10 protein-coding genes and 1 pseudogene are annotated in these 12,945 nt (G+C 60.4%); 10 read left to right on the top strand and 1 reads right to left on the bottom strand.

The genetic code is table 11. The features are described from left to right. Nucleotide 1: 1 nt before the first annotated feature. The 9 genes from S7S_RS19835 to S7S_RS09440 all read left to right on the top strand — a co-directional run bounded on the left by S7S_RS19835 (nt 2) and on the right by S7S_RS09440 (nt 8,968). Entirely contained in the window at nt 2–139 is a 138-nt protein-coding gene (locus S7S_RS19835; RefSeq protein ID WP_169745559.1) for a hypothetical protein, read from the top strand. Nucleotides 140–231: 92 nt separating this feature from the next. Then, nucleotides 232–1,062, top strand: a complete 831-nt coding sequence (locus S7S_RS09475; protein WP_008735566.1) for a 23S rRNA (adenine(2030)-N(6))-methyltransferase RlmJ — start codon at nt 232–234, stop codon at nt 1,060–1,062. 262 nt (nt 1,063–1,324) lie between these two features. Then, a complete protein-coding gene (locus S7S_RS09470; RefSeq protein ID WP_008735567.1) occupies nt 1,325–1,960 on the top strand; it encodes a TetR family transcriptional regulator in 636 nt (211 codons plus the stop codon). Continuing rightward, entirely contained in the window at nt 1,927–2,934 is a 1,008-nt protein-coding gene (locus tag S7S_RS09465) for a hypothetical protein (RefSeq protein ID WP_144401631.1), read from the top strand. Before S7S_RS09470 ends, S7S_RS09465 begins: the two co-directional genes overlap by 34 nt. Before the next feature lie 215 nt (nt 2,935–3,149). Then, the gene (locus tag S7S_RS09460) at nt 3,150–4,598 is read left to right on the top strand and encodes a GMC family oxidoreductase N-terminal domain-containing protein (RefSeq protein ID WP_008735569.1); all 1,449 of its coding nucleotides are present in this window, start codon (nt 3,150–3,152) and stop codon (nt 4,596–4,598) included. Further along, complete coding sequence (locus S7S_RS09455; RefSeq protein ID WP_035203948.1) at nt 4,595–4,996, top strand: hypothetical protein; 402 nt, start codon at nt 4,595–4,597, stop codon at nt 4,994–4,996. Before S7S_RS09460 ends, S7S_RS09455 begins: the two co-directional genes overlap by 4 nt. Beyond that, on the top strand, nt 4,996–6,489 hold the full coding sequence (locus S7S_RS09450; RefSeq protein WP_008735572.1) for an aldehyde dehydrogenase family protein: 1,494 nt from the start codon (nt 4,996–4,998) through the stop codon (nt 6,487–6,489). Before S7S_RS09455 ends, S7S_RS09450 begins: the two co-directional genes overlap by 1 nt. A gap of 12 nt (nt 6,490–6,501) precedes the next feature. Beyond that, nucleotides 6,502–7,686 carry an amino acid deaminase/aldolase gene (locus S7S_RS09445; RefSeq protein WP_008735573.1) on the top strand — a complete coding sequence of 395 codons (1,185 nt, stop codon included), beginning with the start codon at nt 6,502–6,504 and terminating at the stop codon, nt 7,684–7,686. Nucleotides 7,687–7,777: 91 nt separating this feature from the next. Next, nucleotides 7,778–8,968, top strand: coding sequence for a multidrug effflux MFS transporter (locus S7S_RS09440; protein WP_008735574.1), 1,191 nt, complete (start codon nt 7,778–7,780; stop codon nt 8,966–8,968). Nucleotide 8,969: 1 nt separating this feature from the next. On the opposite strand, the gene S7S_RS09435 is transcribed toward S7S_RS09440, so the two are convergent. Next, nucleotides 8,970–9,524, bottom strand: a complete 555-nt coding sequence (locus tag S7S_RS09435) for a hypothetical protein (protein WP_008735578.1) — start codon at nt 9,522–9,524, stop codon at nt 8,970–8,972. Nucleotides 9,525–9,863: 339 nt separating this feature from the next. Between S7S_RS09435 and S7S_RS20010 the strand changes: the two are divergent. Further along, a pseudogene (locus S7S_RS20010) lies at nt 9,864–12,902 on the top strand (DUF4132 domain-containing protein); the annotation flags it as partial. Nucleotides 12,903–12,945 lie beyond the last annotated feature (43 nt).

Genomic DNA, 12,945 nt, shown 5'->3' with positions numbered 1-12,945 from the left:
AATGAATAATTGGCAACGCAAGCTGGATCACTGGCTGCTGCTGGTGGACGGCCCTACGCTACGAGAATGGTTATTGCGCATCACACTGACCGGTATCGGTTGCGGCCTGCTGGCGATCAGCATTGCCGACCGGCTCTGAACGATCACCGCACCGGCCATTCGCTGGCCGGTGCGGGGCTTTGCCCCTAGAATAGCCCGCCTTTCTCCTCGCTCTCCCGCAGGCAGGTCTTCATGCTCAGTTACCAGCACGGCTATCACGCCGGCAATTTCGCCGATGTGCACAAGCACGCGGTCCTGTCGCTGGTGCTCAACTACCTGCGCCGCAAACCGAAACCCTTCACCGTGTTTGATCTTTACGCCGGCCGGGGACGCTATGACCTGCAGGCGGTTGAAGCGCAAAAGACCGGCGAAGCGACACTGGGCATTCTGCGCCAGTGGCAACAACCCTGGCCGGAGCTGCTGGGCGATTATCGCCACGCCCTGCGCGCACTGAATCCGCAGAGCGAGACCCTGCGCTGGTATCCGGGCTCGCCACTGATCACGGAACTCCTGACCCGCGACGGTACAGACCTGGTGTTGTGCGAACTGCATCCGCAGGAATTCGCCGCGCTGCAACAGACCTTTGCCAATCATGCCCGCGTCCACCTGCACCGGCGCGACGCGCTGGAAGCCGCCCATGCCTTGCTGCCCCCGGCGAGCCGCCGTGGCCTGGTGTTGATCGATCCAAGCTACGAGCGCGCCGGTGACTACGATGCCGTCACCAGTGCGGTGCTGCGCGGGACGCAACGCTGGCCCACGGGGGTCTACCTGCTCTGGTATCCGCTGCTGGCCGACGGCCGTCACCAGAAAATGCTGCGCCGGCTGTGCGATGCCGGGCTGCCCTGGCTGCGCAGTGAATTGCGTGTGCGCCCGGCCGGCATGGGCATGAATGGCTCGGGCCTGCTGCTGCTGAACCCTCCCTATCTGCTCCCGGAGCAGCTGCGCAACCTGGCCGGCTGGTTCGCACCGCTGGGGCAGGGCGCAGCGGCCAGCCTCGAAATTTTCGTGTCAGAACATTTCTGAGGTAGCACTTTGGCAGCATGCGCATTGACGTTATCCGCGAGTCAGCGTATTCAGTGAACACCCCGGTTGTCTTTGAGGCCGGTGGGGGGCTGTCAGAAAAGCTTGTACTGGCGTCCTGAGAAACCCTGTGCATGAGCTTTTATCCAGGAGCTGGGCGCTACAACCCCCGGCCAACGGCAGGACGCCTCCCTCTGCACGCCATAAAAACACCCGCACACCCGCCCGGTGGGCAGGGTAAATAACAACCGGGAGAGAGAGTCCAATGGGCATACGAGCGGAACAGAAACAACGTACACGCGCGGCGCTGATTGCCGCCGCGCTGGAAATGGTCGCCGACGGGCGCGCCTTCAGCAGCCTCAGCCTGCGTGAAGTGACCCGCGCCGCCGGCGTCGTGCCAACCGCCTTTTACCGGCATTTCCCGACCATGGATGCCCTCGGCATGGCGATCGTCGAGGAAGCCCTGCCGGACCTGCGCACGCGCATGCGCGAACTGCGCCAGGATGCGTCGAACATGGAAGAACTGCTGGTCGCCTCGATCAACGTGTTCTTCGAGTTCGTTCTCCAGCATGCCCAGGAATTCCTGTTCTTCGGCCGAGAAATCACCGGCGGCAGCTCCGTGCTGCGCAACACGCTGCGCCTGCATGTGGTGCGATTCAGTTACGACCTGGCGGATGACCTGGCGCGGATTGGCTACGCCAACCACCTGAACGACCAGGAACGCTTCATGGTGGCCGACCTGCTGGTACGGGCCGTGCTGACCACTTCCCAGGATCTGCTTGCGGTGCGTAACAACAAGGTTGCGCTGGACACCCTGCGCCATCGCACCGCCCAGCAGATGCGGCTGGTCGTGATCGGGGTGCTGAATTGGTCATCGAAACCGCTTGCCGCGGCCTCCTGAGGCTGGTGCTGGCGGCGCTGTTGCTCGCCAGCCTGCCTCAGGCCAGGGCGGAACCGGCACCTTACGCCGCACTGGAGCATGCCCTCGACGGCACCACGTTGGGCCCCTTGATGGGCCTGCTGGATACGGCGGCCCTGGCACGTGATGCGGGGCTGGCAGAGCGGCCGGTGCCCGAGGCGCTGCTGCGCCGGTTCGGCAGCCAGCGCCTGCAGGGGCATCGGCTCTACGAGCAGCCTGACAGCGGCCAGTTGCTGTTGCGGCTCGACCTGGCACCGCAGGGCCTGAACTGGCTGACGCTGGCCTACCACGGACAAAGCCCGAAACCGGTGCGTGACTGGTACGACCATGCCCTGGGGGCTTCGCTGTCAGATCTGGCCCGTAGCATGGTGGCCCTGGCAGACGACCGGGCAGGGCGTGCATTCCTTGCTGCACTGGGCGATCCCGGCACAGCCCTGGCGTCATTTCGTGCCTTGCCGGCCGCCTTGCGCAGCGCCGACAGCGCACGTCTGCTGCTGAGTGCCTGCGCCGGCAATGCCTGCCATGCCGATGCGCTGATCCTGCTGGATCAGCTTGCCGCCGAGTCGACGGAAGGCCTCTGGCAACTGGATATTGCCGTGCTCGGGCGCGACTGGCGCCGTTTCGACCGCGTCATGGCGCACCTGAACAACACGCTGGGCCCTGACCCGGGCCTGGTCTGGCTCAGCGGCAACGCCCGTCTGCAGCGCGGCGACTGTGCCGGCGCGCTGGCACAAGCGCTGCCAGCCGCCGAGCGCTGGCCGGGCTATCTGCCGCTGTACCCGCTGATTACCCAATGCCTGGTCATGAGTGAGCGTTTTGAAGACGCCACCGTCTGGTTTGGCCACATGGAAACCCGCTTTGGCCTGCAACTGGACTGGCAGGCGCTGGCCAGCGACCCCGTCTACATGCCGTTCGTCAATTCCCCGGCTTTCCGCCACTGGCGTGCCACGCGCTGACACCCTTCTTTCATGCCTAACGGCCAGAGTGCTTCTGTATACTGACCGGGACCTGTCGTTACCTGAATTGCGTTCAGTATCAACGTAACATTGGCGCGCGCATTATCTTGTACTATAGTGCAACTTATCGGCGCATCAGCATGGCCGATCAAGGCGCCTGTGCGCCGCAGCCGTCACAGGAGTGGCGGTCCGACCGCTAACAGAAGGATGTCGCTTTGCAACCAAGCCGTATTCCCCGTTATGACTATCTGATCGTCGGCAGTGGGGCCGGAGGCAGTCCGCTGGCCTGCTATCTGGCCGCTGCAGGCAAACGGGTTCTGCTGATCGAGGCCGGCCGTGCCTGGCAGAGTGAGCAATACCCGGACAACGAATTCGATGCCAGCCTGCAATTGATGTGGAACGGCGGCGTGGAGCCGAGCAGTGACGGGGCACTGGCGCTGTTGCGCGGGCGCGCCCTCGGCGGCGGCACCGTGGTGAATCAGTGCCTGCTCGACCGTTTCGATGAGGTGGCGCTGCAAAGCTGGGCGCAACGCAGCGGCATCGACGCGTTTTCCCTGTCCGGTATGCAACGCCATTACGACATCACCGAACAGCATCTTTCACTGGAAATGATCCGCGAACAGGACTGGAACGGAAACGCGCGCCTGTATGTGGACGGTTTTGAAAAACTGGGTTACGGCTGGGCGCCGCTGCGCCGTGGCCAGCGTGCCTGCGATGTGCATCGTGGCAACGACTGCATCCGTTGCCTGGGCGGCTGCCCCCGTGACGCCAAGCAGAGCATGCCGGTGACGTTTCTGCCGCTCGCGCGCCAGCATGGTGTCGAGATCATCACCGAATGCGAAATTGATGGCCTCGTCCACGGGGCGCAGGGCGTCACGCTGTATGGCCGGCGCCAGGGCGAGCGCGTGCAATACCACGGCGCGCATGCCGTGCTGGCCGCCGGCAGCCTCGGCAGCACGCGCATCCTGCTCAATTCCGGTCTGGGCGATGCGTTGCCGGCACTGGGGCAGGGGTTTTACTGCCATCCGCAGTTCGTCACTTTTGGTGTCTATGACCGCATTATTGATGCGCACCGTGGCAGTTTTCAGGCTGTGAAATCTGACGATCCGCGTTTCCGCGCCGCCGGGTTCAAACTGGAGAACGTATTTGTCGGCCCGATGGGGGCCGCGTACCTGGTGCCCGGGTTTGGCCGTCAGCATCTTGCTGCGATGGCGGAGTACCGTCATCTGGCCTGTATCGAGGTGGCAGTGCGTGATGTGACACCGGGGCGTATCAGTGTGCAGAAAAACGGCCGCCTGAAGGTGGACAAGCGACTCAGCGCCGAAGAACGCCGTCGCGCCCGCGCCGGCCTGAATGTGATACAGGATATCTACCGGGCGACCGGTGCACGTCGCGTGATCGAATCACCAGTGCACATTGGCCTGCATCTGATGGGCGGCTGTGCGCTGGGCACGCAGCGCGCGCAGTCTGTCGTCAATCCGGAGTTTGCCGTCCATGGCATGCCGCGCCTGCACGTCGTGGACGGCAGCCTGTTCCCGGATGCGCCGGGCATTAATCCGTCACTGACCATCATGGCGCTGGCGCACCGCGCAGCGGAAGCCCTGCTGGGAGGCGACGTGGCCCCCGTGGTGGCCACAGCGCCGCGCATGCAGGAGACAGCATGATGAATGCGAGACAACAACGCGCCTGGTGTCACATCGGAGACGTGCTGGTGCCGGGTCACGCCAACCTGCCGCGATATTCCGACACGCGCGCCGTCGAACTGATCCCGCGCCTGCTCGCCGCCGGCCACCCGGACGATGCCTCGGCCATTATCCTGGTGGTGCAGGGGCTGCGCTTTGTACCGAAACCGCTGCTTGCCGCGCTGCTGCACCTGGTGGCCGCCGCCGGCCGGTTGCGTGGTGCCCCCGGCGGCCCGTTCCGGCTGCTGGAGCTGGGGCTGCGCGGTGTCATCCTCAGCAGTTACTACGCCGGCCTGGACGGCGACAACGGCGAATCCCGCATACATGGCCATATCGGCTATCACATCTCCTGCCACACCGGAACGGACACGAGCGCCTGATGAATATGCCACTGGAAATGGACCCTGCACTGATCCGTGCCCGCGCCGCCGCCGACGCATTGCGCGGCGCGCCACTGCAGGAACGACTGAACGAACTGCACGTGCTGATGACCCGTATTCGCGACCGCCAGGAAGACATCGTCACGCGCATCATGGCCGATACCTGCAAGAGCCGCACCGATGCTCTGGTGTCGGAAATCATGGGCGTGCTGGATTACCTGCACTGGCTGGTCAAGGCGGCGCCCGGCGCGCTCGGTGAGGAAAAAGCCGCCACCCCGTTGGCCCTGATGGGCAAGAAATCACGTATCTGGTATGAGCCCCTGGGTGTGGTGCTGGTCATTACGCCGTGGAACTATCCGTTTCATATCGCGATGACGGCGATTGCGCCAGCATTTGCCGCCGGTAATGCAGTCATATTGAAACCGTCCGAACACACGCCGCTGACAGGGTTGTTCGAAGAACTGGTCGACGGATTGCCATGGCTGTCGCGCGCGTTGCTGGTAGAGCAGGGCGATGGCGCACGCGCAGAATCGCTGATTGCCGCGCGACCGGACAAGATCTGTTTTACCGGCAGCACACGCACCGGCCAGCGCATCCTGGCCCAGGCAGCCCCGTTGCTGGTGCCGGTGGAACTGGAGCTGGGCGGCAAGGATGCCATGCTGGTGTTCGATGACGTCAACCTGGCACGCACCTGTGCCGGTGCGCTCTGGGGCGCGTTCACCAACGCCGGACAATCCTGTACGGCGGTGGAAAGACTGTATGTGCAGGACTCGATTTACGATGAAGTGGTGGCACGGCTGCGCGCCGGCATCGATGCCCTGGTGGTCAACGATGGCGACGACGGTGATGCCGATCTCGGCGCCATGACCACGGATTTCCAGTGCGACATCGTCGAGCGTCAGCTGGCCGATGCCCGTGCGAAAGGGGCCATCGTGCACGGCGGTGGCCGGGTTGCAGGCACGCGCCTGCTGCGTCCGGCCCTGGTCACCGGTGTGACAGCGGACATGCTGCTGATGCAGGAAGAAACGTTCGGCCCGGTGTTGCCAGTGCTGCCTTTCCGCGACGAACAGGACGCCATTGCCCAGGCGAATGACAGCGTGTTCGGTTTGAGTGCGAGTGTCTGGAGCAAGGACATCGAGCGTGCCCGTCGTGTCGCTGCGGCGCTGCGTGTCGGTGCTGTCTCCATCAACAACGTCATGCTGACCGAAGGCAACCCGGCATTGCCATTCGGGGGGACTGGCCAGTCCGGCTATGGTCGCGTCAAGGGCATCGAGGGCCTGCGTGCCATGACCCGCTCGAAAGCTGTGCTGATCGACAGCCAGAGCAAGAAAATCGAGGCCAACTGGTATCCCTATACCCGTGCCAAATATCGTCTGTTCGGCGAATTGATTGGCGGCCTGTTCGGACGTGGCCTGGGTGCGCTGCTGCGTTTTGCCCGCGCCGGCCTGAAGCTGGAAAACCTGGCGCAGAAACCGCGTCACCCGGACGCCTGACAGGACCTGCCCATGTCACATTCCTATGCCGTGTACGCCGAGGCCCTGCGCCGCCAGACACTGCCCGCCGTACTGGTAGACATGCGCCGCTTTGACGATAACCTCGCCGCATTGCTGCGTCGCGCCGGCCAGTTGCCGCTGCGTGTGGCCAGCAAGTCCGTGCGGTGTGTATCGCTGCTGCGGCATGTGCTCGACTTCGATACGCGCTGCCAGGGGCTGATGTGTTTTCATGCAGGGGAAGCCAGCCGTCTGGCGGCACTCGGTTTTGATGATCTGCTGGTGGCCTATCCGACCGTACAGCCAGCGTTGATCCGTGAAGTGTGCGAACAGCTGCGCGCGGGGCGGCGCATTACGCTGATGATTGACAGCCCGGCACAGATTGAACGCATTGACGAAGTGGCCCGTCGCGAAGGGGTTTGTGTGCCGTTGTGCCTGGACGTGGACATGTCCTGGCATTTGCCGGGGCTGAATTTCGGCGTGTACCGCTCGCCGGTGCGGGGTGTCGACGCCGCGCTGGCATGCCATGCGCTGATCCGCCGCAGTGAAGGTGTGCGCCTGGAAGGCGTCATGGGTTATGAAGCGCAGATCGCCGGGCTGGGCGATGCGCAACCGGGGCAGGCACTGCGCAATGCGGTGGTCCGCCGGCTCAAGGCAGGCGCCATCCCACGGCTGCAACACCTGCGCGGTGAGGTAGTGCGCGCGTTGCGTGACGATGGCGCAGAGCTGCGGTTTGTCAACGGTGGCGGCACGGGCAGCCTCGAGAGTACCCGCCATGATCCGAGCGTCACGGAAGTCACCGCCGGCAGCGGTCTCTACGCGCCATTGCTGTTTGATCACTACCGGCAATTTCGCCATGCCCCCGCGATGCTGTTCGCGCTGGAAGTCGTGCGCCATCCGCAATCGGCTATCGCCACCTGTCTGGGGGGCGGTTATATCGCCTCCGGCGCGCCAGGCCCGGACCGGCTGCCGCAACCGGTTTGGCCACCGGGGCTGTCGCTGATCGCGAATGAAGGGGCAGGGGAGGTGCAGACGCCCGTCACCGGCGATGTGCTGCCCGCGATCGGTGAACCGGTACTGTTTCGTCACGCGAAGGCCGGTGAACTGTGCGAGCGATTCAATGAGCTGCTGCTGTGGCGTGACGGCGCCATTGTCGAGCGCGTGCCGACCTACCGTGGCGAGGGCTGGCAATACGTCTGAGCAACGGGCGTTTTTGCATTCCTTTTCATCCACGCATGCCTGAAGTGTGCCAAAGCAGGGTATCCTTGGGTCCTCACAGGGGACCCATTCTATGCAGGCAGTTTCACCCGGCCGTCTGGCCGTTATTCTGGGCACGCTGGTGGCCATCGGCCCGCTGGCGATCGATACCTACCTTCCCGCCTTGCCGGCCATGGCCGAGACCCTCTCCGTGTCAGTCGAACGCGTGGAAACCTCCGTTGCGCTGTACCTGATCGGCGCCGCGCTCGGCCAGTTGTTCGGTGGCCAGTTATCTGACCGTTTTGGTCGCCATCGCGTCGCCTACGCCGGCCTGGCACTGTTTGCGGCGGCCAGCTTCGGCATCTGCTTTGTCACAGAGCTGTCGCAGCTGTTTGCACTGCGGCTGCTGCAGGCATTCGGGGGTGGGGCGACCGTCGTGATCGCTGCGGCCTCTGTGCGGGATTTTTATACCGGCCGCGAGGCCGCCCGTGTCCTGACCACCATTGGTCTGGTGATGCTGGTGGCCCCGCTGCTGGCGCCGGCACTGGGGGCACTGATCCTGCACAGTGCCAGTTGGTATGGCATCTTCGTCATGCTGGGGCTGTACGCGCTACTGATGATTCTGGTGCTCTGGCACGCGCTGCCGCACGCAGAGCGCCGGCACGCCAAACCTCGGGGCGGCATCCTGTCGGCCTATGGGCGCGTGCTGCGTCATCGTGCGGCGATGGGATATATCCTCGCCAATGCGTTTGCGTTCGCGACCATGTTCGTATTCATTACCGATTCAGCCTTCTTGTACATGGAGCACTTCGGCGCTTCCAGCAAACTGTTCCCGTTGCTGTTCGGCGCCAACGTGGTGGTGATGATCACCCTGAACCGGCTCAATATCGTGCTGCTGCGCCACTTCGACAGCCCACGCATGCTGCGTGCCGGGTTATTGCTGCAATGCGCCAGCACACTGGTCTTGGTGACACTGGTGTTGCTGGATCAACTGACCCTGGGCCTGACGATTCCGCTGATCATGCTCAGTGTCGGTGCCGTGGCATTGGTCGTGCCGAATGCACTGGCCAGTTTCCTGTCCTTTTTCGATGCGGATGCAGGGGCTGCCACCGGCCTGAACGGCGCACTGCAATTCCTGCTGGCCGGTACCGTTGGCGCGCTGGTAACGGTCTTCCATACCGGCTCGGTATTGCCGATGGCGGCGATGATGTTTGCCTGCAGCCTTATTGCCACGCTGGCCTTTATCGGGCTGGCACGCGGCCAACTCCCCGCACGCACGGCCTGATTCAGAATGTGAAGCCGACGCCGACCTGGACGATGATATTGTTTAGGTCGGCCACACACTTTGCATCGCCGACTTCCACGAGCTGATATTGCGGCAATCTCGGCGCACGGATGAAGATGCCTTCCATGACGGTGCAATACCACTGCCTTCCAAAAGCCAGCGGGTCTTCCTGATTGATGGCGATGACCCTCGGCGCCTGATCCGCCTGCCGCGTTCGGAAAGAGAACAGGGGAGCCGTCTCGGGCAAATTCACCGCCCCCGGCGCAGCGCTCGCCCGCAACCGCCGTTGATCACCTCCGTATCCGGCGCAGTAGCCATCAACCCGTCGGGGTCTGTAACAGAACGCCCCAACTGGCGCTTCCGGCGCACCGGTGCAATCCTGCGTCAGCGCCCCAGCGTCTACCTGATGCGAAAACACAAACAGTGCCTTGCTGCCCAGCGGCAGATCTACCGTGCCATCAAGCGGGGGAGTGTAAATAAGGCCATCCTCGATCAGCGGTGGCTGGATCACCCGGTTCTTTTCGTCACAGTCCGTCTGATTGGCGGTCAGAAACACCAGCAGCAGGGACCATGCCAGGGGCGGTTGTGTACATCTTGCGGGCTCCCGTAGCGTCTTATTATTGTTGCCCACATGGCTGCGCGGGCGGGCAGGGTGCTTCCATAGTGACTCTTCGGTCAACGGGTAAAGCTGCGTGCGGGAGAGGTAGTGGAATACGTGTCAGGAGACGAGTGCATTCCTGATAACATATGGATAGCAGGGCTGATCATGAAGTACAGGATTTGTAGAAAATTGAGCTCAGCGGGGCTTGCCTTGCTCTGAAATCACATCTAGGCTGAAATCACTAAAAAAGAATGGATTGTTTCTGACTCTAAAGGCTGCTGGGGGCCAGGGAAGATGGGTATTAATCACGACGTTCGGAAATTTTTCTTTAGCAATCCCTCCTGTGATGATTTGACAGATCTGCTGGACAATGATCCTGAAATAATTGATCAGAAGAGCAATCCCTTGGCCAGTGAGAGTATATTTGAACTGGCTGTAATCTTCTGCAGACCCGATTTGCTTGCCCTGCTTTTCAGCAGGGGGTTAAGGCTGACCGAAGACAGCCGTTCATATCGCAGCATTATTAGTCTGGCCGCAGGCGGCTACCGTAAAGCTCCCGACTTGTCCTTGCAAATGATCAGGATACTTTTGGACAACGGTATTGCTTTTCCTGAAGAAGACTCCCGAGCCGTAAAGGGGCTGATGCAATCAGGGCTGAAAGAGGCTCTGGTCTCAGGTGACACTCAGTATATTGAAAATTTATGCATTATGGGTCTTGACCTGTTGAAGGTAGAGCACGCCGCGCAGTATTCCATCATCAGTTTCACAATATCGGCCACTGATGAAAGATATTCCCGAATGATGGCTTTCCCCGCGCCGGAAGAGCAGGCCAGTCGGACACGGTCTCTCGACAGCATGGTGGAATTTCTTCTTCAAAAAGGGTGTAGTATCAATTCGATATCCCCCAATGGAATGGGGTCGCCACTCGCAGAATCATTGAAGGCGGGATATTGCCCGCTGGCTCTTCAATTATTCAGGAAAGGGGCCACTGTCGGGCATGGAGAGCAGCTGCTCGATCAGTTAGCGGGATGCTCGACAGCTCCCAAAGAGCTCCTGGATGAGCTACTGGCGAAGGAAGACTTTGCTGCTTTGCCGGGCAAAGACTATGTGGCGTCCATGCTTATCGCATTGCGCCGCAGAAACCTGGCATTTATTGAATATCTGGTCAAGGAAAAGGGGGCGAGTGTCAATCACTCATCATCCGAAGAAACGCCGCTGTCGTATGCAGTAAGCCGGAAGTTTCGCGAGGCGATATCGCTGCTTATCGAGCTTGGAGCAGACGTCAACCTGTCTGACAACAACGGCAAGATGCCACTTGAGCTGGCACTTTCCCTGGCGGGTGCAAAGAAGATTGCCACACAATTAAAGAAGCTCGGCGCACGAACCAAGCTTCAAATGCTGAATCCGGTGGAGGGCGAGCACCTATATCGTGAAGAAATTCGCCGATCCATGGACGTAGGCGAGCCATGGGTCAGGCAGGCCTTTTCTGATATGGATAATCTGCTTGCCGATCAGTTGGACGGATGGCGAAAACTGATTCGGCACTGCCTTGACAACAATGGCTCCAAGCCGTCGTCAAAATGGCTGAAAGAAGCGAACGGTTTAATTGACATTATTGGGCCGTCAGTGCATCGGAAGCTGCTTCTGGAATGGCTTCCCTTGCTCAAGCAGGATCGACTCACCGATGACAAGTTTCGAGAAATACATCCTCACAACAACCTGCCATCGTATCAAATAAGCGAAAATAACACCAGGCTTCTCAGGGGGATCATATGGAGCACCCTTCGTCATAACGACGATGAGATGGCTGTTGTTCTGCGCGAACTCGCCGAGCAGATGTACAAAAAGATCCGATGGGTGGGGATGCGCAACGTAAAGATTGCCAATGCGGCAGCGCACACCCTGGCCAGCATGCCCGGAATGACAGGCATTAAGGAAGTGGTCACCCTAAGGTCAAAAATCAAGTACAACGCGGCACGGATAAACATAAACCGCATTCTGGAGCAAGCGGCAAAGAATCGAGGCGCAACTCTTGAGAGCCTCGAAGACTCCATGATTCCTGATTATGGTCTGTCTGATGTCGGAGAACTGACGACCTCCATCGATGCATGTGTGGCCAGGGTTCGCATGACATCGATCGGCCAATGCGAAGTTTCATGGGAGTATAAAGGAAAGAAAAGAAAGTCGCCGCCTGCGGAAATTGCCAAGGATAACGCGGAAAGAATCAAAGAAATAAAGACAATGATTAAAGAATTGAAGAGCGCGAGCATTGCTCACGCAGCCCGACTCGAAGGATTGTACTTTCGGCCTTCAGCAATTGATTTCGAGGATTGGGAGAGTCGATACCTCAACCACAAGCTTATTGGCTTTATGGCAAGACATCTTGTCTGGCGCATTGTGCAGCAGGGAGTCGCATATGATGTTATATATCGCGATGCCAGCCTTGTGACCCACGACGGACAAATTTTTTCTCCGAAGAAGGGGGCCACGGTTTGTTTGTGGCATCCCGCAATGGCTGATGGCGGAGAGATACTGGCCTGGCGAGCGTATATTTCCCATGCCGGGTTTTCCCAGCCATTCAAGCAGGCACATCGCGAGGTCTACCTGCTTACTGACGCCGAACGTAAAGAGCGGTATAACAGCTTTCGGTTTGCCCATCACATACTCAAGCAGAGCCAATTTCATGCGCTGGCAGAGCAACGGGGCTGGAGCCAGACCCGGGGAGGGATGTGGTGCGGTGGCGCTGAAAACTCAGCGACAAGAAAGTTGAAGGAGCACGGCCTGATTGCAGAACTTGAGGCTTTTGGTGCCGACGCGTATGGCCAGAGCGATAGCGGTATGTACGCCTGCGTGGCGATAAACGCGCTGAAATTCTTTACAGAAGATGACGATGATCAAGTCAGCGTAGACTTGAAGGATGTTGATCCTCTCGTTTTGTCAGAGATTATGCGCGATGCCGATCTGTTTGTGGGCGTAGCGGGAATAGGTAATGATCCAAACTGGTATAACCGGGACGCTGAATGGCAAAAAGTCAGCTTCGGAAAGCTATCCGAGTTCGGCAGAACACGCCGGGACGTGCTTCAGGCTCTTGTGCCGCGGCTGGCCTTTAAAGACCGCCTCAAAATGGACGACAGATTCTTGCGGGTTCAAGGCAACCTGGGAGCATACAAGATCCATCTCGGCTCAGCCAACGTGCTTATGGAGCCTGGGGACCAGTATCTTTGCATTGTTCAAGGCTCTCCCCAGGACAACGTCATGCTACCTTTCGAAGGTGACCATATATTGTCCTTGATTCTTTCCAAGGCAGCTCTGTTGGCAAGCGACGACAAGATTACAGACCATAGTGAACCTGCCCCGCTGAAACGGACGCCAGGAA

Source organism: Isoalcanivorax pacificus W11-5 (assembly GCF_000299335.2).
Classification (GTDB): Bacteria; Pseudomonadota; Gammaproteobacteria; order Pseudomonadales; family Alcanivoracaceae; genus Isoalcanivorax; species Isoalcanivorax pacificus.
The sequence above is the reverse complement of the archived record's forward strand: the minus strand, read 5'-3'. Positions and strand labels throughout refer to the sequence as shown.

Coding starts and splice junctions, on each gene's coding strand:
- S7S_RS09475 (WP_008735566.1), top strand. CDS start 232: ATGCTCAGTTACCAGCACGGCTATCACGCCGGCAATTTCGCCGATGTG.
- S7S_RS09470 (WP_008735567.1), top strand. CDS start 1,325: ATGGGCATACGAGCGGAACAGAAACAACGTACACGCGCGGCGCTGATT.
- S7S_RS09440 (WP_008735574.1), top strand. CDS start 7,778: ATGCAGGCAGTTTCACCCGGCCGTCTGGCCGTTATTCTGGGCACGCTG.
- S7S_RS09445 (WP_008735573.1), top strand. CDS start 6,502: ATGTCACATTCCTATGCCGTGTACGCCGAGGCCCTGCGCCGCCAGACA.
- S7S_RS09455 (WP_035203948.1), top strand. CDS start 4,595: ATGATGAATGCGAGACAACAACGCGCCTGGTGTCACATCGGAGACGTG.
- S7S_RS09450 (WP_008735572.1), top strand. CDS start 4,996: ATGAATATGCCACTGGAAATGGACCCTGCACTGATCCGTGCCCGCGCC.
- S7S_RS19835 (WP_169745559.1), top strand. CDS start 2: ATGAATAATTGGCAACGCAAGCTGGATCACTGGCTGCTGCTGGTGGAC.